The organism is Sulfidibacter corallicola (assembly GCF_017498545.1).
GTDB lineage: Bacteria > Acidobacteriota > Holophagae > Acanthopleuribacterales > Acanthopleuribacteraceae > Sulfidibacter > Sulfidibacter corallicola.
The window spans coordinates 7,581,749-7,605,468 of sequence record NZ_CP071793.1 but is presented as its reverse complement, the minus strand read 5'-3'; the positions used below and the strand labels follow the sequence as shown (position 1 = coordinate 7,605,468).

Here is a 23,720-nt window from a genome sequence, read left to right as displayed (position 1 = left end):
GTGTCGGCCGGGCCGGCCAACCTACTGCCGCGCCGATCCTCAAAGCATGCGGGAACTCTGATCATGGATCGCTTCGACAAGTTCATCCGGCGGATGAACCTACCTGGCACGACGGATCTCTCGGCATCCGGGAACTCCGAGCGACTTTGTTTCAAGAGAGTTCGCAGAGATCACAAAGTCCCCCCGTGGTGGCGGAGGGAACAGAGCATCCCGAGCCATGATACACGCCAGCTTTTGCCCAGAAAAACACAGAGTCGGAGATGAATCGGAGTGAAGCGCACGAATGTCCCCACATGTTGGGGGGAGGCGCCGTCCCAATGGCGCCAGGCTCGCCCAGAACGCTGAGCCAACATCGTTTGACTGAATGCTCGATTTACACACCCAATCACCATGTCAACTTCATAGTTGAGCCTGATACATTTCTTCACAAGATCCCCGGGCCAGCGGGCATATCCAGCTCGATTTCGAGCAAGAAGCAACATACCCGGTTTCTGGCGTAGGGTCATGGGTCATAGGTCATTCAACCCAGAAAATAAAACAGGAAACCAGGAAGGTTGGAAGCCAGGAAAGGATCGGTATTTGGTGACACGTCATGGTTCTGCTTTTCCTGTTTTCGATCATTCCTGTCTACCTGATCAAGATTTGACGACGGTAAGACCCAGCTCAGATTAAAGGTGCCATTTTGTTTCAGGAGAGCTTCAGAAAAATGGATCAGGAATCCAGCTCGATTCGAAGAAAGATACACCACATCGGGGGCCATGAGTTCATCTTCCCAAAAATGAAGCAGGAACCCATGAACATCGAAAGCCAGGAAAGGTAGGCATTTGGCGACACACCACGGCCATGCTCTCCTTGGTTTCATTTCTTCCTTGTTTGATTATATAGTTTTACCGGAGACTAGACCCATCTCAGACAAATTACATTACTATTGCTTAAAAAAATTTCAAATTACGAGATAATTTGTCAACCATAGTTTCGAGCAATGACACGAAATCATTTCAACCAAAACAACATTATAGATTACAATATAGCCTCATTCAAAAAAAGACGCTCAATTCACATTCCTCTGTGACCTCCGTGGTAAAAAAACAGCAGTCACCACCGCAACCCGATGCCCACGAGACGTAAGCATCGGGCCGCGACCAATCAAACTCAGAATCGGGAGCGGAGCCCCACGTTGTAACGCGGCTCCTGCTCGGCATACAGCAGGAACTGGTTGTCGAATCGACCGTGGGCCTTCATGGGCTCGCCCGTGACGTTGAGGCCTTCGACATAGATGGTCATCCCGCCTCTCATCAACAAATCGTAACCCAGGCGGATATCCCACTGGCCGTACGCTTCGATGAAGACCGGTTCGTTCATCTGCCGCAACTGGTTGGCCGACAGCAAGAACTCGTCGCGCCAGTTGTAGGCCGTGCGGATTTTGATGCGGGAGGTTTCATAGAAGACCACCAGGTTGGCCGAATCGCTAAGCCCGGTCAGGGCCACGGACTGGTCCAAGGCGCGAACATCGTACTCCACGTCGCCGTCCACCATGGTGAAGTTGAGCTGGCCACCGAAACCGGTGCCCTGGAACATGTGCTGCAGGGCGAGTTCCCAACCGTCGACCGAAGCCGACTCGCCGTTTTCGAAGGAGAGGATGTCCCAAACGATGACCTCGTCATCGGGACCGCCGGCCGTGTTCGCCGGGAAGTTGGGATCGTCCTGGGGATTGGGATCGGTGAGCTCGAAGCCCAAATCACCGACGATGGTGCCTTGGTTGATGACGCTGACGATGTAGTTGTCCACCCACTTGCGGAAGTAGGTCAGGGCCGCATAGCTGCCGTTTTGGTAATACCACTCGATCGAAAGGTCGATATTGTCGGAAATGTACGGCTTCAGCCCGGGGTTGCCCTGCGAGGCGTTATAGGGACCTCCTGGCCGTGCATCTCCAATTAAAAGAGCGGGTTTCATGCTGTTCAGGTCGGGCCTGGCCAGGGATCGACCGTAGGAGAAACGGGTGATCAGGTTTTGGCGCAATTCCAGGCTGGTGCTCAGACTCGGCAAAAATACGTCGTATTCGTCGGCCAGGGAGTAGGCCGTCTCTTCATCCGAAAACTGAGCGCGGAATTCGGTGGGGCTGATGTAGACCATGGCCTCGGGGTTGTTCTGGATGGTGGTCCCGGTGACGTCGGTCTTCTCGTAGCGGATGCCGCCCAACGCTTTGAAGGGCATGCCGCTGATTTCGGCCTCCCAGTCGAATTGCACGTAGGCGGAGGTGGTTTCTTCGCTGACCCTGTGCTTGTTGGCGTTGGTCAAATCGAAGACCGACGGCAGGCCACCCACGAATTCGTCGAACACACTGCGCGCATTGAAGATCAAGGTCGTGGGGAACACTTCGGTAAATTCCGTTTCCGACAGGGTGACCAGGTCGTTGCAGGTGGCACAGGCCGGCTGGCCCTGGACACCCAGGTCGAAGATCCAGGAGGTATCGATTTCATAATCCGTGACCGCGGCACCGAAATGGATCGATCGCAGGGCGCCGCCACTGAGATTGGCCCATTGACCAGCGAACTGGGCCTGCTGGACCTGGTTTTTGACGCCCTTGTTGCGCAGTAGGTCGATATTGGGTCGCAGACCGTGGGCATCGTCGTAACCACCGGACAGGTGGGGATTGACGATCGGGACATCCGAATCGTTGATGCTAGTGCTCGGGATGTCGCCGCCATCGTAGTTGACCGTGGTGGACACCCCCAACGGGCCCGAGAGAATCACCAGAAAGTCGCTGCTGATGCCATCCGGCTGGGCTTCCGACGTGGAATCGTGGACATCGAGGGTGAAGTTGAGATTGTCCGCCAACTGAAAATCCAGGTTGATGCCCACCGAATCGTTTTCGGTCTTGACGACATCGCTGTACCCTTGGAAATCCAGTGCGCCCACGTTGGTGGCCGGATTCGAGTTGATGGTCGGATTGATGACCGTACCGTTGGCATCGGTGGCACCCGAAGGGTTGGGGCTTTCGAACCAAATCCCGGTCTGGCTGCGCTCGATGGTGTCCTCGTACTCCGACACCGTGTAATCGATGGTCGCCTTGAATCGGCTGTTGGGCACGAACTGGAACACGGCCTGGCCGTTGAAACGGCTGCGTTCGTGGTCGCTCTGGTCGACGACCAGATTGCGCGGCAGCCAAACCTGGCCGGTCGGGTTGAGGCTGCGATCGATGGCGCTGTCGTCGATGTTGGCGTTGCCCACCCGCAACCAGCCATCGGTGCCCACAAAACTCTCGCGGCTGTCGCGCACCGAGTAGGACCCGGTGAGCAGCGCGCCGAAACGGCCGCCGAGGAAGATGTCACTGACCAGGAACGACGCTTCCGGCGTGAAATCCTCGCCCTCGGCATTGGAAGTGTCCGCCAACCCCTTGATCGAACCCACCAGGGTGCGTTCACCCAGGTCGAAGGGCCTGGCCGTGTTGATGTCGACGGTGGCACCGATGCCGCCCGTGGTCACATCGGCCCGCGAACTCTTGTAGACTTTGACCCCGGCGATCGAGTCGGGTGAAATTTCGGCGAAGTTGAACGCCCGGCTCTGTTCGGCCGTGCTGTCCCCTTCTTGTTTCTGGGTCGCGGCCGCCGGCATTTGGCGGCCGTTGAGCGTGACCAGGTTGAAACTGGGGCCAAATCCCCTGACGGAAACCTGGTTGCCCTCGTTGTTGCGCCGGTCGATGGACACGCCGGGAATGCGCTGCATCGATTCGGCGAGGTTGGTATCGGGAAAACGGCCGATGCCCTCGGACGTGATGGCGTCTACCACACCGACCTCGACTTTTTTGATCTCAGCCGCGGTAGTCAACGAACGACGGATGCCGACAACCTCCATCTGTTCGTCGATTTTTATCTCCTCTTCCTCCTCGGGCGAGCCTTGCTGCGGGGAGGCGGCTTGGTCGGACTCTTGGGCAAAAGCCAACGGAACAAGACCGAAAGCCAAAGCAAGAGAGAACAAGCCAAAAAAAATGAATGCACGTTTCATGATGACCCTCTCGGATGTGAACGGTAACGCTAACACACCGAAGCAATTCTCCAGGACGGAAAAATGCTTAGGGCAAGCGCTATTGCTTCATGATGGCGTCATGATGTTTATGTTAGCGTTACCATTAAACTAAGTGCTGCATTCCCCGCTGTCAAGCAATTACGTGATTTCCGCTACACTCGACTCTTTCGCCATTTTGCAAAAAACACCGCCACTAAATCTTGCCCGAGGTGGCTTCGGCCAGGATGTCGGCGGACCTCGATCGCAGGTACCCAATCGCGCGACGCCGATGGGGCTCGTCACATCGGTCGATCCGGGTCCCCATCTCGAGGGCAGCGGATTGCCCGAAAAATCGCGGGATGATCAGGTGCCGGCATCTCCGCTTCCGAAGGGGCACAAGTTATGGGTCGCAAAATATTTATCCAAAAAGCGGGTATTCACCCACTTCTCCCGACCCCCGGGCCAATGGGATCATGCGGAACGGGCACCGGTCGGCCGGGTCGCGAGCGCCCATTCATTCGAGGGGAATGGCAAAGCGAATCCCTTTGGGGTCCTTCAAAGTCAGTCTCTGCAATCCGTCCGGGCCCTCTTCCAACTTCAGGTCGGGTTCTATTGGTTAACGTTCAGGAACGCAATAACGGACGAAGAATTAGGGAATCAGAAGCCTTCGTCGAGGGCGGTAGGCGGAAGCGCTTCGCGCGCTTCCAGCCAGGCGGCCGGGATCCCCTCGGTCCCCACCTTGGAGGCGACGATGCCGCCGACCATGGCGGCGGTGGTATCCATGTCGCCCTCCGCGGAAACGGCCAACCACAGGGCCTCTTCGTAATCGTCCAGGTGATGGGCGGCCACCCAGATCACCAGGGGCACGGTGTCTTGAGCCAGCACGCGGCTGCCGTTGCCGAGCTTCTCGGCGACTGCCGCGATCGGTGTATCCGGTGCCAACCGCGCCGCTTCGGCGAGTCCTTCGCGAACGTGGCACTCGGGAAGATGTTCCGCCACCGCGTCGATGAAGGCCGCACCGCGTTCGATCCGCTCCGTTCGCGCACGGCACGCCAACGCGGCGGCGACCGCCACGGCCACGGCGCCCGCTTTTCCTTCGGTGTGGAAGTGAGTGACCTCGGCGGACGCCTCGGCCTGAACCACGGCCTGATCCAGATCCGGTGCGAAGAAGGCGCCGAGCGGGGCGACCCGCATCGCGGCGCCGTTACCCATGGAGCCCGTGCCGCCGAACGCGGAGGAGGAAGCTTGCGGCCAGGGGGTGAAGCTGCCGATTTGGGCCAGGATGTCGTGGGCCCCGCCACCGTAGCCGCGGGTCGGTTCCTCGCGGTATTTGGTGGCGAAGCGATCGGCGAGCGCGTCTTGGTCGATTTCGCCCGAAGCACCCAAAATCTCGACGATGGACAGGGCCATCGCCGTGTCGTCCGTCCAGCGCCAGGGGGGCTTGGCCAAGGCTCGGTCGCGAAACCAGACGGCTCGATCGTTGGTGTGGAAAAAGGTCTGTCCGAAGGCGTCGCCGACCGAAAGGCCGTTCAACGCATCACGTGCTGCCAGATAACGAGGGTCCGCTTGAGTCATGGTCAGCTCCCTTTGCACCGGTTGTTTTCATGGAGTACCCCGATTATGCCACGAGCGGCCCCCTTTGATGGCTGCTCTGTCGACCTTTCGGGGGGATTTTTCAAATTCCTTCCGGTACGGCCTGTCGGGGGCCGTACGGTTCGCGCATTTGCGGTTGATTCGACCCGGTAGCCGAGTAGAATGGGGGTGTTTCCACACCGGATTGGGTCATTCGTAAACAGGAAGAGGCCGCGATTTCTCCCCTCAAACAGCTAACCCAACAAGAACGCATCAATTTTCTGCTGACCAACCGCATCCCCCGACGTTGGGCCACGCTATTTTTCGGTTGGTTTTCGCGCATCGAGAATCCATTGCTCTGCAAGGTGTCGCTCGCCGCGTGGAAGCTGTTCGCCGACGACCTCGACCTGCACGAGTCCAAGCAGACGCGGTTCAAGAGCCTGCACGAGTGTTTCATTCGCGAATTGAAGGAGGGCGCCCGGCCGATCGACGCCGATCCCCAAGTGATGGTCAGCCCTTGTGACGCGGTCGTCGGCGCCCACGGCCGCATCGAGAACGACACGCTTTTTCAGGCCAAGGGTTTTCCCTACGAGGCCCTCGACCTGCTGGGCGACCCCGAGCGGGTGGCACGTTTCCGCGACGGCACCTACGTCACACTTCGGCTCAAATCCACCATGTACCACCGCTTCCACGCGCCCTACGACTGTGCCGTGCGCGAGGTGAACTACATTTCCGGCGATACCTGGAACGTCAACCCGATCGCACTGGAGCGCGTCGAGCGCCTCTTCTGTAAAAACGAGCGGGCGGTCATCGATCTCGAGGTCAGCGAGTCCCGTCCGCCGCTGACCCTGGTCCCCATCGCCGCCATCCTGGTCGCCAGCCTGCGGCTCCACTTTCTCGAACAGAACCTCGAACTGCGCTACAAGGGCCCCAACCGCATTGCGTGCGACGCCGCCTTCACCAAGGGCGAGGAAATGGGCTATTTCCAGCACGGTTCCACGATCGTCGTGCTCGCCCACAAAGACTACCAGCTTCACGAAGCCGTCGCGTTCGGAGACAGGATCCGCATGGGTCAACCCCTGCTGCGGCTGCCCTGATTTCGGCTCCATCCACCGCACGGCCGGACGAAATCATCCCGCTTCCATGAAAAAGCTAACGCTTTCCTAACCCATCGAGCCGGGCGCCTTTTGTATAGTTCAGGAATTGTCCCTCTCCACGACAACGGTTTTCATGAGAGGTACTTTGGCAAGATGTTCCAACGATACGAATGGAGCGAATCCGGCGAACCAACGGAAGATCTTTCTTCCCGCGAACCTTCATTCGGTTTGTGATTCGAGATCGACTCCACGGGAATGAAACCTATGACATTTCTGGAGAACCTTCGCGAACAACGGTGGGATGATCACCGCTATTACCACCACAGTCGAATCAATCAATCGCTTCACTTTCTGAGTGCGATTAGTTTCCTGTGTTCCTACGTGCTTCTGTTCGTCAGTCCGGTGGCCGCGACCCTGATTGGTTGGATCGTCGCCATGGTCCTGCGTCAAATCGGACATTTCTTCTTCGAACCCAAGGGGTACGACGATGTGAACGAAGCGACCCACGAGCACAAGGAAGATATCAAGATCGGGTACAACCTGAAGCGGAAGCGCATATTGCTGTCGCTGTGGTTGCTGTCCCCCTTGGTGTTGCTCATCGAGCCGAGCCTGTTCGGCCTGCTTCGCCCACACCACGACGTACTTGGCTGGTTGAACAACGTCAGCATCATGTGGCTGGCCTTGGCTCCCGCAGCCATCCTCTTCCGAACGATTCACTTGTTCTGGTTGTATGACATGATGACCGGAATCGTCTGGGCCGCAAAAATCCTTACGGATCCCTTCCACGACGTCAAGATCTACCACAAGTCGCCCATTCAGTTGCTGAAAGGCGAGTTGTTCGATCCGATGGTGAACCGTTTTTAGAACCATTCGGGTCAAACCCAAATTGAGCGATCCTTGGCGGCGCACTCGCACCATCTGCCGAGCTGCAACGCATCGTGAAAATGCTCAACGTGCTTCACTGGTACGCCCGTGCTTTTCTCGACGCGTTTCGCTTCGGCATCTTGCACGATTGCATCCACCCGAATCGCACACTTTGGGTTCATAAGCCAGGAACCACATGACCGAGGGCGAGGTGCGACCGGAGGGTGGCACCTCCCGCCTGTGTCGAACGGTGTGCGGGTGGCCGGGGCGACGTCTCTCTCGAGAGACGAGGTTACCGGGGCTGGATCACTCCGGCGGGTACATCCGGCGGATGTTCTCGACATGCAAGCACGCCCCGGCTCGATCGCTTCGGCGGGTACATCCGGCGGATGTACCCGCCGGGCACGACCACACTCTTTGGATCCGGGCACACCCTCGCTGGATCGCTTCGGCGGGTACATCCGGCGGATGTACCTACCGGGCACGACGACACTCTCTGAATGCGGGCTCTCCCTGGGTTGAATCGCTTCGGGAGAGAACTCGCGTCGAAATCTCACCGAAGTTCGACCGTCCGCTCACAATTCCATCCCGGGAGCGGTGCTAGAATCGCGGCCTGCATGACAACGCCTCGTCGCCGCGGAGCCCGCCCTCGCAAGGGTTCCGGGCAACCGGAAGGATGTCCCAGTGGGTCACGATTTTCTCTACGTGCTGTTTGCCGCGGCGGGTCTCTACCTGATCCGCAAAGCCTACTTTCGGTTGCGGCTCTCGAAAGCCAAACATCCTTCGCTGCGCGGCCACTCGAATATGTCGCGCCACATGGCGAAGCTGGTTCCCTTCTTCGCGTACGACGAGGCCCGCGTGTTTTCCTGTGACGGCGCACCGGAATCCGTCGTGGCCCAACGTCGGGCCGGCTTCGAACGATTGAAACGGCACTTTTCGACCCAATCGCCCCAATCGATCGCCTTCAGCGAAGCCCTCGAGGACGGCATTTCCGACGTGCCCTTCATCAACGCCTACCGCGTCCCCTTCCCCTTTCGCAACTTCGTCAGCACCCATTTCAAGGTGGGCGCCGTGTTGGAGGAATCGGCCGGCGTTCGGGTCCGCGACCTGGACGATCACTGGGCCTACGACTTGGGCGGATCCTACGGCGTCAACGTCTTCGGCTACGACTTCTACAAGGAGTGTATGGACCGCGGGATCGAGCGGGTCCGCGATCTGGGTCCCGTGCTCGGCCGTTACCACCCGTTGATCGCCGAGAACGTGGAGAAACTGAAGCAGATTTCCGGTTTGGACGAGGTGTCGTTTCACATGTCCGGCACCGAAGCGGTGATGCAGGCCGTGCGCCTGGCGCGCTACCACACCGGCAAACCGAAACTGGTCCGCTTCTGCGGGGCATATCACGGCTGGTGGGACGGCGTGCAGCCCGGCGTCGGCAATCAGCGCAGCAACCGCGACGTCTACACGCTGAAGGACATGGATGGCGATACGCTGGCGGTGTTGGCCACCCGCAAGGATATCGCCTGCGTCCTGGTCAACCCGCTGCAGGCGCTGCACCCCAACGCCAACGCACCCGGCGACGCGATGCTGATCGCCAGCGACCGCCAGGCCCGTTTCGACCGGCGTGCCTATGCGGATTGGTTGCGCGAACTGCGCACCATCTGCAGCCTGCGCGGCATCGTCCTGATTTTCGACGAAATCTTCGTCGGGTTCCGTCTGGCCTACGGCGGCGCCCAGGAGTACTTCGGGGTCAAGGCCGACCTGGTGACCTACGGCAAGACCCTGGGCGGCGGCCTGCCGGTGGGCGTGGTATGCGGCAAGCGCCGCCTGATGAAACGCTACAGGGAGGATCGCCCCACCCAGGTGTGTTTCGCGCGAGGTACCTTCAACTCGCACCCCTACGTGATGGGCGCGATGAACGAATTCCTGCGACGCATCGAAACGCCGGCGATCCGCGCCACCTACGAGGGCCTGGATACGCTGTGGAACGACCGCGCCGCAGCGTTGAACGGGCGCCTCGAGGAACGGGATCTACCCGTCCGGGTCGTCAACCTCGTGTCGATCTGGACCGTGACCTACACCAAACCCGGTCGCTACAACTGGATGTTCCAGTACTACCTGCGCGCCCATGGTTTGGCCCTGGCCTGGACGGGTACGGGTCGTTTCATCTTCAGCCACAACTACCGCGACGAAGATTTCGAGGCGGTGATGACGCGCTTCGTCGCCGCGGCCGAGGAGATGGCGACGGACGGCTGGTGGTATGCGCCGGCGAACCTGACCAACAAGGCAATCAAAAAGGCCTTTTTCCGCGAAATGCTGGGCAAGCGTTTCGGCTTCGGCAAAAAGTCCCCGCGCCGGGAACCCTTGGGCCTGGATCCCGAGCGCGCCCGCTGACGCACCGAAGCACGCCCCCGGCAGTTCCCGCATCCAGAGAGAGCCGTTGTGTCCGCTCACCGAAACACACAAGCCTCGCAGTTCCAGTATCCAGAGAGAGCCGTCGTCGCGATAGGTTGGTCACGGGCGGTATGCCCGCTGGGCCGACGCCTCGAAACGATTCAGCCTCGCAGTTCCCGCATCCAGAGAGAGACGTTGTGTCCGCTCACCGAAACACACAAGCCGGCATTTCCCGCATTCAGAGAGAGCCGTCGTCGCAGTAGGTTGGCCCGCTGGGCCGACATTTCGGAGTCGTTCCTCTCGGAGTTCCCGCAGGCACGAGAGGGGCGTCGTGCCCGGTAGGTTCAGCGGCCCGCTGAACTTGTCGGAGTTACATAGTACAAGGTTCCCGCATCTTCGAGAGAGCCGTCGTCGCGATAGGTTGGTCACGGGCGGTATGCCCGCTGGGCCGACGCCTCGAAACGACTCAACCTCGCAGTTCCCGCATCCAGAGATAGCCGTCGTCGCGGTGAGTGCAGGGCCTTACCGGCCCTGCCCATCCAGGGCGCTGGGCCGATATGCCTTCGAGATATCTAGAGGATCGACTTATCCGCTTCGCTCTTTTCCCGCTCGATCTTGCGAAACGTGGATCGCTTCGAAGTGTCGGCCGGGCCGGCCAACCTACTGCCATGCCGACTCTCATTAAATGCGGGAACTCCTCGTATGAATCACTTCGGCGCGTTCATTCGGCTGGCTTACCGCCCCTGATGCCCCTACCGAACACGACGAATCTCTCGGCATTCGGGCACTCCGAGCAGGTTTGTACCAAAAGCGTGGTGTCGTCGCGGAAAGCTCGGCTGGGTTGGGCAGGCCCGGTAAGGTCGCTGGCCGAAGTTCCCGAATCCATCGCTATGTAGGGGTTCGTGGCTGGGTAACCTCGAAAAAACGCCTGCCGGGCTGAATACTCGAGCGCAGCACCGAATCCACGTCGAGACAACACATGGGATTTTCAAAAAAAGCGAAAGTTGACTGGCGGACTTTTACCGGAAAAAGGACTTCATGGGTTGACACACCTGGGTAACTCTCGTTTGCCAGGAGGTGTGAAAAAAGATGCAACACGGAGCATGTCTTTCATGAAAATCCATTCCATCCTTTTGGCCATCGTCGCGATGGCGCTCGTCCCCGTAGCCGCCGAGACCCACGATAAATCCGTTCAAGGAACCTACGTCTATCTTCACGATTACCAGCACCTGGTCTCGAATGGAGACTGGAGCCTGGCCCTGGAAACCGCGATCCTGGATGTACAGAACCTGACCGAGCAATTCGGCCAGGACTACACCCTGATGGTCGATGCCTCCCAAACTTCCACTTACAACATCGACGACCTGGATATGTCCGGCCTGCGCTACGTCCATATTCGGGGAACCGGGAATCCGACGTTTTCCGCCAAGACGTTCAAGCTGAACTTTGAAGCCGGCAACAGCGCCACGCGCTGCAACATCTACCAAATGACGTTCGACGGAGTCCGCGGCCTCGGCACCGACGGTGCCTACAACAACCTGGTGATCAGGGACCTGCACCAAGCCCAAATTACGGGCAACACCTTCATCAACGCCAGTCAATCGGGTTTGGTCCTCTGGAACCTGGAAAACGCCTGGGCCAACGGCAATACTTTTTGGAACATCGGCGCCGACCACCGAACCCTCGCCGGAAACCACATCGGGTCCGCCATTATCTTTCAGAACGTCCACAACGGTTCCGCGAGCAGCAACACCATCACCAAAGTCTGGCAGATCGGCATTTTCGTGAGCTCGCAGAATGGGTACAGCTCCTACATCGACATTCAACAGAACACCCTCACCGATATCGCCGACAACGGTATCCGCACCCAACCCGACGCTCCGGGCAGTGTCTCGAACATCGCCATCGCCTACAATCACGTCAGCGGCGTCAACATCGACTGCATCCGCGCGAACGGCGACGCCATCCAAGTTCGCAACAACACCCTGTACGGCGGCGGATCCAGCCAAGGTGATGGTGACGGCGCGACCACCAACGGCATCAAGGGCGCGACGCTGACCAACAGTATCATCGACGGCAACACCATCAACGGTACCTCCTCGGGCATCAGCCTGATCGCACGTGAAGGGGACATCACCAACACCACCGTCTCCAACAACACCGTGAACCTGGGCAGCCCCTACCAAGGCGCGGCGATCAGAATCGCCAACAGCCTTTCGACCAACGCGGTCTCCAATATCACCGTCACCGGCAATACGCTTCGCGGGTACACCTACGGGGGCATCGTGCTCGAAGGCGAGCCGGGGTTGAGAATGGTCGGTATCGATTTGGTAAACAACGGGTTTTGGGGCAGCGATCCCGAAGCGCTCTCGATCAAGTGCGCCTACGCCAACGGCACCGATATCCTGAACAACCAAATCAGTTCGGGCAACCTGGCCATCTATGTCGCCCACTCCAGCTTCGGCAACATCAGCAACAATCGGATCGGCAGCACCATCCCGACGTCCTATGCATGGCCCGCGGGAATCTCGATGAAACCGACGACATCCGGCTTTTCGATCGCCAACAATGATTTCTGTAACCTGGATCAGGCCTGGTGGGTCGTCGATCAGGGTTCCATGAACATGGTCGGTAGCGCCGAGGAAGCCTGCCACTTTTAATCGGTAACCTTGAACCCGGCCGTTTCGGATCCGGAACGGCCGGAACGACACGCCGCATTTCGACGCACTCCGCGCCAGGACACTCAATGATTCGTCGCGTGATGCGTGGGGCACGCCGGCGTCGCAAAAAAGGCCGGGCGCTGGGCCCGGCCGGCTTCGAAGCGATGTCTCAGCGTTGGGTGGCCTTGAGCGAGAAGGACGCGTAGCTGCCGCCGTTGTTAATCACGCGCGCCGTGTAGGCACCGTGCTTTCCGGTCGTGTCGAGCTGGAGGGTCTCGGGATTCCCGGTCACGCTGCGCCCGACCTCGTTGCCCGAGGCATCCAGGAGCACCAGATCGAAATCGACCGAACCGCCCCATTCCAACTCCAGCGAGAGGGAGTCGCCCGCCACGTCGATGGTGTAATCACGATGGCTGCCGCCACGGAGAATCGAGGCGAACGACTGCGACGAGACCCAGCCACCGCGCGGACCGGAACCGCCGTCCTCGACGGTGGCCACCAGTTCCAAATCACTGTAGGCACTGTAGCCGTGCAGCATGATGTGGTAGGTGCCTTCCTTGGGACGTCGGAACGTCAGATCTTCCCCGTTCCCGATGGCCAGGGAGGCGCGATCGAAATCGGAGAGGCCCGGCTCGGCCCCGAACTTGACGTAGAGATCGGCGTCGCCGCTGCCGCCCTTGGTTTCGATGGTGAGCTTTCGGGCATTCGCCGGAACCTCGATGGTGAATTGCTCGGTGCTGTTCCGATCACCCGAGACGGTCACGGCCACACCCGACTGAAGCTGACCGTCGTTGGCCTCGAGGATGTTCTGGTCGCGGAACTTCTCGGTAAAGACTTCGGCGTGGGGGCCGGCGGGGTACAGTCGTTCGGCGGTGTCGACGATCAGGGTCGCCATGTCGCGCATCGTCATGTCGGCACTGGTGCCGAACAGGGATTCCACCAGCAAGGTGTCCACTTCCTCGCGGGGCACACCGCGATCGATCAGGGTTCTCATGGACTGGAACAGCGGGGTCGACCACAGCTCGTCGGAAAGGTGACCATGGACGTCGACGTGCGCGTCGTAGGTCTCGCTGGGATCGTACTGGGCCACGGTATTGTCCAGCACCCGACCTTCCCAGCAGGGGTTGTGACCCACCCAGGGAAACGCCCAGTTGGGATTCCAGGCCCTGCCGTTGGGCGTGCTGTAGCGATAGGAACCGGCCCAGTAGTCGCCGAAGCCCTCGCCCATGGCGCCGGTGTCGCCGCCGCTCCAATTGTCGTTGATGTCGAAATGGATCGCGTGCCCGTACTCGTGCAGCAGCGTGAACGCCTCTTCGGAATCATCCACACATCCACGACCCATCTTGATGACGTTGGGACCATGAACGTAAAAGGAGTTGTCGTCGCCGTTCACCGCGTCGGTATCCAGCCGAATCCCGGCGTCCTGAATGCCCTTGGCACCGGAGAACCCCAGCGATTGCAGGTAGCGCTGGCTCTGATCGATGTGGAAATAGGCATTGGCCTCGTTGAAGGCGTTGTCGCCGCGCCGCGCGTCCCAATTACCGTCGGTAGTGGTGCTGGGCGGCGTGGGTGGGGCTTCGAAATCGACGATGCGCACGTAGGGCCCCTCGAGGCGGTACTCACCACTCTCGAGCGTGATGTCCCGCAAGGTGCGGGTTACGTAGGCACCATCGAAATCGGCCGCGGGCGAGGTGTCTTCGAGTGCGTCCGTCATCAGCGCGGTACGCGGGTCGTTCAAAAAGACCACGCCGGTACCGTCCACCGTCGCCTTGGCAGCCACGCCCTTTGCCTTGCGTGCACTTTTGCGGGCTTCGAAGCGAGCGAAGGCCTCACTCCGATCCAGAATCGGTCCATCGTAGTCGTCCGGATCCACATCTTCCGGTCTGCTCGATACGCCGCGACGTTCGACCTCCAAAACCTCACCGGTCTGGGCGTCGATGGTGTGGCGCCAATCGCCGTAGGGCGCTTCCACCGAGAGGTCGACCAGGTACACCAGGCGCAACGAGGCGCCGATCGGCTGCAAGACCAGCCGTGCATCCGGACGCAAGGTCATGTCGCCGTGGACACGCAATTGCTCCCAGGCGATGTCGTAAGCGTCGTCGAGGTCGAGCTGCGCTTCGGTGCGCAGGTTCTTTGCCGCGCCGGCCGGGTAGAGGTTGTTGTAGACGCGGTAGACCTGGCCGTCCTCCAACGACACGGAGACGACGACCTCACCGCGGTGCACCGAGACGCCGTCGATCACCTGATTGAAGTGGTAGTGACCGCCCAACAAACTCTCCTTCCGGCGCACCAGTTCCAGTTGGTCGGTGCCGGCGAGCCCGAATTGGCGAATGTGGTTTTGCAGATAGTGCCAAGCCGCCTGTTCGCCTTCGATCCCGGCTTTGGCTGCCTGGGGCGCGACGAACACGACTTTCTGAACGCCCTCGCGGTGGTCGTTGTGGAAACGGTTCGCGGGCAGGTCCGCGCCGAATGCGGCCGAGGCGGCCCCCATGGCAATGCAGGATGCCAACAGAGGCTTCATCACGATTTTCGGAAGATCCAGGCTTTTCAAGGTCAGGAATCTTTTAACGGTTTGAATGGGGAATCGGAATCTATCAACCGATAAACATTTCATAATTTTCCTCCAAGGATGGTTCATCCGAAGCATGTAACTTCGTGGGACGAAGTATGAACGAGGCCACCCAAAAAAACTCCTCAGAAGATCTTAGATAAACTCAGATGTGGACAACCACCCCAACGCACTCTTTTCATTATACTTATACATCTTACTTATTTTTTCAGGATGGTGATGGGTCATACGTACGCCATGTATCTGGTGATCGGCGACACAAAATCACGTCAGACACACGACTCGAACACCCACGTCGCACGGCTGTCTCACGTATGACAGGTCACCAATTCGTGAAAAATCGGTCACCGAAGCCCCCTCCGATAGGGGGATCGACAACCATGGGCCGTAACTGCCCCTGTCGACGTTGTTTCTCCGGGTCAAAGCTCGATGATCCGAAAACGCGACAGCGTCTTGAAAGCAAGGATGCGCACCACACCGGCATCAGGCACCCACCCCGCAGACGACGGGCCGGCTGGCGAAAGGCGCGACATCCCGCTTTCCTTCCTCATCTTTCAATCACATGAATGGGAGATCTCGATGATGCCCGCATATGCATTCGACGACTTCGTGTTCCTCACTGAATCGGATCGACTGATCAAAAACGGTTCCTCCATCAAAATTCGTCCGCAAACGTGCCGCCTGTTGGCGCTCCTCATCCAACGCAAGGGCGAGGTGGTCAGCCGCGAAGACCTGGTGCGCGACATTTGGGACGGGGCCTACGTCAACGACCAAACGGTGTTTCAAGGCATCAACCAATTGCGCAATGTCTTGGGCGACGATCCGAAGGCCCCGAAATACCTGAAAACGCTACCCCGCAAGGGTTACCAATGGATTGCCCCGGTTCGCCCCACCCCTGCCGAATCGAAATCGACGCCGCAGGCCACCGAGGCGCATCGGTCGGCACTCGCCGAATGGCGGCGACCCGAACTGGAAACGCCGTCCCCCAGGGCTCCAAGTCGCGCGGAAGACACCGCGCAGGAGGTCACGCGTCCTGCCTCGATCCCCTCTCGCTGCGCCGAAAACCCCCCTCGCGCCCCACGACCGAGAGTCGAAGGCGGCATGACCCAACGGGACCTGTTCCGGCGATTGGGTACCCAGGCCTTGCCGGTGGCTTCCACCCTGCTCGCACTGGACCTGGCACCCATGCCGACGATCTACGCCCATCCCAACGCCAAACATCGCGAGACCGGCGCACCCCGCATCGCCTTCCTGCCGTTTTTCAATGCCGGCGGAGACCCGGATTTGCAGTGGATCGAGTTGGGTTTGATGGATATGGTCTCGCGCTGGTTCCACCTGACCGCCCCCGGCCTGGCCATTCCCGCCGACGAGGTGCTCGGTGCCCTGGGCGCCCACGGTACGCACATCGGGGCCGATCTCTCCATCGCCCAATTGACCGTCCTGAGTCGGGAACTCCGCGCCGAGTGGGTCGTTTCGGGGGAAATCGACAGCCAGGAGGATCACTACTTTCTCGCCTACCGCGCCATCAGTCCGACCTTCGGCATTCGCGAATCGATGATTCGCACCACGTCCATCAAAAAACTCGCCGATCGACTCCAGAACCAACTGGCGGGATTGGTGCAGCCGGGCGTGGGGACCTTGCGCTACGAGGTCTTGACGGAAAACCCGTTTGCCAACGAATCCTTCGCCCAGGGACTTCATTGGCTGGAGCGGGGCGAAGCCGCCAAGGCAGCGATTTTCCTCGAGGGATGTATCCTGCGCGAGCCCGATTTTCTGTGGGCCGAATACCACTTGGCCCGGTGCCTGATGCAAACCGGGCTGGCCGAGCGGGCAGCCGACCGGTGTGTCGCGGTCCTGGAACGGTCCCTCACGCGAGGCGATCAGGCACTGGCGGCCAACCTGCTGCGGCTTCAGGGCGACATCGCGGGCATCCAAGGCGACCAGGCGACCCGCGCAACCCGTTACGAGCAAAGCCTGGCGAAATGGCAATCCCTCGGCGATCCCAACATGATCGCCGCCCTCTCCGCCGAACTGGTCGAAGCTTGGAGTGCGTTGGGCTTCTCGGCCAAAGCCGGAGCGCGATGGCGCGAAGCGATGGGGCTCGCCACCCAGTGCGGCGACCTGGTGGGCCAAGCCTTGCTTTACGATCGCATGGCGCGCGTCGCGTCGGCGCGGCAGGACGCGACGGAAGCCGTCGCCTGTTGGCGCCTGGCCATCGACGCCTGGCACCGATGGCCCGAGGACGCGCGATGCGTGGCCTCCCACATCGGCTTGGCGGAAACCCTGGACCGGATCGGCCAGGTTGACGAGGCGGCATCGATCTATCGCGAGACCCGTTCGCTGGTCGCGCGGCTCCATGACCGGGCCGCCGAGCTCGCCCTGTCCATCGCGTCAGCCCAATCGGCGATCAGGCAGCGAGATCGGTCGCGAGCGCGCCTGTTGCTGGAGGAAGCGCAATCGCTGGCCGCGGCACTCCAGGACCGCACCAGCGAGGCCCGAATCGCCGCCCTCCAAAAAGGCTGCGAGGCCGAGGGCGCGGGCTCCGCGTGCCCGGAGCATCGGCCGGACGCCCGGTTCGGCACCGAGACGGCGATCGAAGCGGTGGTATCCGTCTAACGGGTTTCCCCGATGGTGATCACCGCTCATTCCAGGGGATTCGGGGCGGCCCGAAAACGCTCGGGCTTTTGGCCAAAATTCCGTCCTGCCAAGCGATCCAACCGCGCATCTGTTCGCGATTCGAACGGATGTGCTTTGAACTATCGACCTATATACCCGAAATAATGTAGATTATCTGTACACATTGAAAATAGGGTTCCCAGCCAGGCCGATCAACCGCCGCATCCGCCGACATTTCACCGGAAATTTCCCCAAAAACCGCGCAACCCCCCTCTTCCCGGCTCAAGATCACGACACTACCGCCGATCCTCCGTCACCTGACCAGGAGTCTCCCGTGAAGCCGACGCGTCGCCTATTCTGCCTGATCAAATGGTCCCTCCTCATCGGAACCCCGTGCACGATCGCCCTGATGGTCGCCGCCTGGCTGTGGCTGCGGCCCAACGGCCTGGCCTACAGCGGCCCCCTGGACGACTACATCCAGGAACGACGCGGCAGCCTGAGTTCCGTGACGTCCTTCGCCGCGACAGAAACGTGGCGATCCTCGGAAATCGAGTACCTGGAGCTCACCTCCAGCAGTGGCATGCACTTTCGCATGGCAGTGCGCCGTCCGCTCGGGCCCCAACCGGAAAAGCTGCCGGTGGTGATCCTGATCGGTGGCTTCGATCGAGGTCATCGCGCCATCAAGCTACTGGAGGAAGACCTGCACATGGTGGTGGTCGCCCTGTCGTATCCCTACCGCGGCAAAACGCGGATGAGCGGGGTCGAGTACCTGATCGCCCTGCGCGAGCTGCGGGCCGGGCTGCACGACACGCCCGCCGCGATCCTGCTGGCCCTGGATTACCTGCTGACGCTGCCGAATGTGGACGGCGGCCAGGTCGAATTGGTGGGCATCAGCCTGGGCTCCTTCTTCACCATCGTGGCCGGTGCCGCCGACCCAAGATTCACCCGGATATGGAGCCTCCAGGGCGGCGCCGACATTCCCGGGCTCTTGGAGCACACCATGAAGCCCAAGATCCGTTTCAGGCCCCTGCGCGCGTGCCTGGTCAAGCTGGGCCAGGTGCTGCTGACGCGGCTGGAGCCGTACCAGCACGTTCAGCACATCAGCCCGCGGCCCTTCGTACAGATCAACGCCCGCCACGACGTGCGCATCCCCCAGTGGTCGGCCGAGAAACTGCATGCGTCCGCGGGGGATCCAAAGGAATTGATCTGGACCGAAACGGGGCACATCGACGCCGCGCGGGCCAGCATCATCGCCGACCTGAGCGAGCTGGTGCTGCTGCGCATCGAACGCGGCAAAAGTGCGCCGTGACAAGTTGGTTTGGAATGCCGAGAGATTCGTCGTGCCCAGTCGGTACATCCGCCGGATGTACTTTTCGAAGCGACCCGTGCGAGGAGTTCCCGCATGCTTTGAGGGTCGGCGCGGCAGTAGGTTGGGCACGGCCGGTATGGCCGCTAGCCCGACTTTTCGAGGGATCAAGGCTGCGCAGTATCGAGCGGGAAAAGAGCGAAGCCGTTTTCTCCCCTGACAGAGCGTCCGAAGCCGCAAGGTCCACAGCCCCCCGCATCGTGAAAGTGGCGTAAGGCCTGTAGGATAGTCTGTTGTGTGTCAACCCTAAAATTGGGGGAGGAATGCGGAAATCTTGTCAGGTTTTGCACATCTTTTCCGCAGACGCACACTTTTGAAAATCCTCCTGGTACGGAACTCCTGTTTTTAGAATTGCCCGCATGAGCACCAACAATTTGCGCATGACCGCCACGACAGCGGCCTTTTTCGACTTTCCTTTGCGTATCAACCGCTCGTAGAATGTTTTCATTTGTTCGTTAAAACGGCAGGCTGTCAGCGCAGGCATGTAAAGCCCCGCTCGCAGTACCGCTGAGCCTTTGCGACTTATAATCGTCGTTTTTTTCACCGAGGTCCCCGATTCGAACTTTGACGGGTTTAACCCTGCAAATGCACCGACTTGGCGGCTTCGCGCAAATCTTCGGAGATCTCCCATTTCAGCGATGACCATTACAGCAGTGAGGAAACCGATCCCTTTTATCGTGCATAACAAGTCCACATCCTTCTTGAGTTTTGGGGTCCGGTTGAGAAGCTTTTTGATTTCCTTCTCGACCCGATCGATATGGTCTTGTAGCTCCTTGAGATGTTTTTTTCGAATCTTCTGAACCGCTTCGATTTGCAGCGGCTGACCTGCCCGATTCCCCTCGGCTACCTGGAGTTCGACATACTCCTGCCTGCATCGCCACAAGTCCTTGAGAATCTGATAGGTCCGACTCGGAATCGTTTGAATTTTAGGTTTGCGTTCTTGACCGAAAAGGGCAAGCAATCGAGCATCCACCCGATCGGTTTTATTTCGAAGACCTCGGCTTTTTGCGTAAGCGGCCGTGAGCGAGGGGGTGATCATACAGATGGATGGCCCCTTGTTCATCGACAGCCACAAACGTAATTCCTCGGCGTATCTTCCACAGTCCTCCATCACGACCCAGACATGCTCTTTGAAAGGTTCGGGAAACCCAAGAGCCTCATCAAGCCAGGTCAAGGCATCTTCTGCCCCTGTGAGAGTCCTTGGGAATTTACGAGCGGGAATGCGGTGAAATGGGATGTCTTTCTCGAATGGGACGCCTTTCTCGGTGGAAACATAAGCGATATCGAAGGTGTTTTTGCTAACGTCAATGCCGGTCCAGGCGGTTAGGGTCTTGGTCATGAAGAGCCTCCACAATGCCGAAGAGGTGAAGGACGGTACACACCGCAAAAGCCAAACCTGCAAAAACACGGACTTGAAGAATCCCAGATAGTCTGCGGTTTTCAACGGTGTGGAAAGGGTGAGATGAGCAAAATCCTACAGACGAGCTACCCACCAGGGCGCTCAGGTTGGTCGAAGGCTTCATCTCACCCGGCGACTCTGGTCGGCCGGCCGGAGTCGCCTAACCGTCTACCTAAAAAGTTTTCCACAAGATTCACAGTTTCCACAAAAAGAAAAAAAGAAGCAAAAAAAGAAAAAGGCTACGGCTGTGACGAACTGAATATTAACCATAGAGCTTGAACTCTATGGTACAGGTTGGCCCGCTGGGCCGACGCGTCGAAGCAACCCAAGCAACAACAATCAATTGAGCCAAAGAGCGAAGCCGATCATTTCCCTCACGACCCCAATCGAAAGCCGTGAAGTCCAAAGTACCCGCATCTTGAGGGGGTCGTAAGGCCTGTAGGTTGGCCCGCTGGGCCGACGCGTCGAAGCAACCCAAGCAACAACAATCAATTGAGCCAAAGAGCGAAGCCGATCATTTCCCTCACGACCCCAATCGAAAGCCGTGAAGTCCAAAGTACCCGCATCTTGAGGGGGTCGTAAGGCCTGTAGGTTGGCCCGCTGGGCCGACGCGTCGAAGCAACCCAAGCAACAACAATCAATTGAGCCAAAGAGCGAAGCCGATCATTTCCCTCACGACCCCAATCGAAAGCCGTGAAGTCCAAAGTACCCGCATCTTGAGAGGGTCGTAAGGCCTGTAGGTTGAGCAGCCTGCCTTACCGGCCCTGCTCAACCAATCGAAGCGATGTAACTCCAACTTTTCGAATTCTTTAAGAGCGAAGCGTTTTGTGTTGGCAGTCGCGCGTTCATCGAAGCCCCAATCTGCGAGAAGTTCGCATCACGAGAGGGGCGTAAGGCCTGTAGGTTGAGCAGCCTGCCTTACCGGCCCTGCTCAACCAGTCGAAGCGACCCATGTGGCAAAAAAGACTCACGCACAAACGCGAAGCGCCCCACCACTAGAAACGCATTCCGACAGAGCCCGATAGTCCATGAGAGCCGCCGGGCATGTAGGTTCATCAGTTTGCTACCGCCCCATGGCGGGCCCACCAACACAACCCGCTATATATCAGTATATTACAATTCACAACAAAGCACATTCACGCCTTGCATGCTCCTCACCAAAAAGGGTTCGCTCCGCTCTTTTGCACGGTGTTATGTCGCTGCGGGATTTGCTTCGATTGGTTGAGCAAGCTGCTCAACCTACAGGCCTTACGTCGCTTACGCTCATGCGGGCTCTTCGAATCGGCTTGTTCTCTCTCGGAAACGAACTGGGTATGCCCGTTAGGACATGGCCGTTCGCGGGAACACTCCCGCGAACGGCCAGCGCACGATCAGGTGGTCTTCGGTTTCTCACGCACGACCACGGCCAAATCGAGCAGGTAGGCGCCGATTTCCGGATCCTTGCCCGGCGCCAGGCCGATGCCTTTGGCGTTGAGTTCGTGGACCTGTAACCGTTTGATGTTGCGCGCACCCGTCTTGGCTTTCACCATCACCTTGCGCTTCTGGTTCGCACTCAAGGTGCCGCCGGTCACCTGGAAACTCCAGTCGGGCGCCAGTTGAGGGCCATTGCTGGTGACCGAACCGGAGATGGTCACCGTCGTGAAGGCATCGTTCCCGTTGAGGAAGCTCAAGAACCCGAAGGCGCCCGCTTCTCCCAGACCTTCGACGGCCTTTTGGATGGCTTTCTTGTCGGGAAGCTTTTCAAGCGTCTCCTTCACCGACTTGACCTTTTTCAATTGGGCTTCGCTCGCACCGGTCCCGGCCTTTTCGGCCGTTTTGGCCGCCTTCTTCTTGGACGCCGCCTCGGCCACCTTGGCGATGGCCTCCACGATTTTGGCCAGCACGTTCAGGAACCTCGTGATGTCGCCGGCCGTCAGCTCGTCGCTTTCGTAGGGCTGGAAATAGGTCCTGAAGGTTTGGGTGCTTCCCGCCTTTTTGGGAACCGCGAACTTGAGGATTTCCAGATTGGGAATGTCCTCCTCGGCTTCGTCGAAATCGTGACCGTAATTCTTCGAGAGCACGTTCTTGCTTTGAACGGTCGATTTGGTTTGGATCCGGAATTCGTCCTCGCCCGCTTTCGGCGTCGTCTCCACTTCGCAGCGCACGCGGTTGAGGTTGATCGCCAGTTCGTACGCCTTGTCCTGACCGATCAGTACGGGTCCCTCGATGAAGCCGTCGTCGCCGTCCGGTATCTCGATCGGTTCCAAGCGGTCCTTCCAGGCCGGCGGGAACTGAACGATGCGGCCGGGCGAAGCCACCAACAACTCACTGAACGCCAGCATGACGGCATCGTCCAGGCGCTGGTCGGCATTGCGCGAGGCCTTGCCCCGGGCCAATCGCTCCAACGCGACATCGATGTGGGCCCGTATCGCCGCACGCGGTTGCGCGATCTCGGGACGACGGCACAGCAGCCGGTAACCGACCTCTTCCAACTCGTCGAGCAAAGGCACGAACACGGGATCGTCCTCTACTCGGGCCCGCGCCAACCGGGCCAGCCCAAACGACGCCGAAGCCTGGATCAGGGCGTCCAAGCCGGTGTTGCCGAAACCCGGGTTTTGGATCACGCCCACCTTGTCCAGGTAGAACGGCTCACAGACCCGATCCAGATCCAGCGGAACCAGCGCCGTCTCGGGCTGCGGGCAGGCGCAAATGGGATCGACGCCTTCGTCGGCGAGCGCCTCGACGAAACCGGGCCGCAACCGACCATCGGACCACCTCAACACGCCGTTGAACGCGAGCGCCGTCGTGAGCCGATCGCCCAGCGTGTCGCCGAGCCCGTCCACCCTGTGCTTCAGTTCGGCGAGGTTCCGGGGCGGCGCCTCGCTGTTGAGTTCTTCGAACATTTTCCGGAGCAGGCCCTCGTCGACGTTGCGCACGCCAGGCTGCTCCAAGAGCTGGGACGCGATGCCCACCGCATCGGCACGGCCGGCGACCCGGCGCAAGAAGTCGAATGCGGGCGCCACGCCGGGCCACTCCGTCGAGAAATCGGTCGAGGTCCCGTTTACATCGATCACTGTGTCCGTCATGTGAATCTCCTTTATTTTTGGGCGCACCGCTCCCCTGGCGCCGTGCGGGTGCACGATGCAGCGAAGGATCCGGCACGCTCAGATGGTGGCCGAAGCGGAAGACTCGGAAGGCAGAG

The 23,720-nt window shown here is 59.5% G+C and carries 12 protein-coding genes; 6 read left to right on the top strand and 6 right to left on the bottom strand.

The features are described from left to right. Positions 1-520: 520 nt before the first annotated feature. The 3 genes from J3U87_RS23360 to J3U87_RS23350 all read right to left on the bottom strand — a co-directional run bounded on the left by J3U87_RS23360 (position 521) and on the right by J3U87_RS23350 (position 5,580). Positions 521-760, bottom strand: a complete 240-nt coding sequence (locus tag J3U87_RS23360) for a hypothetical protein (RefSeq protein ID WP_237378194.1) — start codon at positions 758-760, stop codon at positions 521-523. Between the two features lie 392 nt (positions 761-1,152). After that, on the bottom strand, positions 1,153-4,005 hold the full coding sequence (locus J3U87_RS23355) for a TonB-dependent receptor (protein WP_237378193.1): 2,853 nt from the start codon (positions 4,003-4,005) through the stop codon (positions 1,153-1,155). Between the two features lie 657 nt (positions 4,006-4,662). After that, the gene (locus J3U87_RS23350; protein WP_237378192.1) at positions 4,663-5,580 is read right to left on the bottom strand and encodes an ADP-ribosylglycohydrolase family protein; all 918 of its coding nucleotides are present in this window, start codon (positions 5,578-5,580) and stop codon (positions 4,663-4,665) included. Positions 5,581-5,813: 233 nt separating this feature from the next. Between J3U87_RS23350 and asd the strand changes: the two genes are divergently transcribed. The 4 genes from asd (at position 5,814) to J3U87_RS23330 (ending at position 12,589) form a co-directional block, all read left to right on the top strand. Further along, on the top strand, positions 5,814-6,674 hold the full coding sequence (asd, locus tag J3U87_RS23345; protein WP_420038318.1) for an archaetidylserine decarboxylase: 861 nt from the start codon (positions 5,814-5,816) through the stop codon (positions 6,672-6,674). Positions 6,675-6,938: 264 nt separating this feature from the next. Continuing rightward, the gene (locus J3U87_RS23340; protein ID WP_237378190.1) at positions 6,939-7,538 is read left to right on the top strand and encodes an Mpo1-like protein; all 600 of its coding nucleotides are present in this window, start codon (positions 6,939-6,941) and stop codon (positions 7,536-7,538) included. 684 nt (positions 7,539-8,222) lie between these two features. After that, positions 8,223-9,929 carry an aminotransferase class III-fold pyridoxal phosphate-dependent enzyme gene (locus J3U87_RS23335; protein ID WP_237378189.1) on the top strand — a complete coding sequence of 569 codons (1,707 nt, stop codon included), beginning with the start codon at positions 8,223-8,225 and terminating at the stop codon, positions 9,927-9,929. A 1,112-nt stretch (positions 9,930-11,041) separates the two neighbouring features. After that, complete coding sequence (locus tag J3U87_RS23330; RefSeq protein ID WP_237378188.1) at positions 11,042-12,589, top strand: right-handed parallel beta-helix repeat-containing protein; 1,548 nt, start codon at positions 11,042-11,044, stop codon at positions 12,587-12,589. A 169-nt stretch (positions 12,590-12,758) separates the two neighbouring features. Here the strand turns inward: J3U87_RS23330 and J3U87_RS23325 are convergent, their stop codons facing one another. After that, positions 12,759-15,110 (bottom strand): pre-peptidase C-terminal domain-containing protein, encoded by a 2,352-nt coding sequence (locus J3U87_RS23325; RefSeq protein WP_237378187.1) that lies wholly within the window; start codon positions 15,108-15,110, stop codon positions 12,759-12,761. 627 nt (positions 15,111-15,737) lie between these two features. On the opposite strand from J3U87_RS23325, the gene J3U87_RS23320 reads away from it, so the two are divergent. Further along, positions 15,738-17,774 carry a winged helix-turn-helix domain-containing protein gene (locus tag J3U87_RS23320; RefSeq protein WP_237378186.1) on the top strand — a complete coding sequence of 679 codons (2,037 nt, stop codon included), beginning with the start codon at positions 15,738-15,740 and terminating at the stop codon, positions 17,772-17,774. Positions 17,775-18,108: 334 nt separating this feature from the next. After that, a complete protein-coding gene (locus tag J3U87_RS23315) occupies positions 18,109-19,083 on the top strand; it encodes an alpha/beta hydrolase family protein (protein ID WP_237378185.1) in 975 nt (324 codons plus the stop codon). A gap of 334 nt (positions 19,084-19,417) precedes the next feature. Here J3U87_RS23315 and J3U87_RS23310 read toward each other — a convergent pair whose 3' ends face one another. Continuing rightward, positions 19,418-20,479, bottom strand: coding sequence for an IS110 family RNA-guided transposase (locus J3U87_RS23310; protein ID WP_237377302.1), 1,062 nt, complete (start codon positions 20,477-20,479; stop codon positions 19,418-19,420). Between the two features lie 1,430 nt (positions 20,480-21,909). After that, positions 21,910-23,604 carry a hypothetical protein gene (locus J3U87_RS23305; RefSeq protein ID WP_237378184.1) on the bottom strand — a complete coding sequence of 565 codons (1,695 nt, stop codon included), beginning with the start codon at positions 23,602-23,604 and terminating at the stop codon, positions 21,910-21,912. Positions 23,605-23,720: the final 116 nt, after the last annotated feature.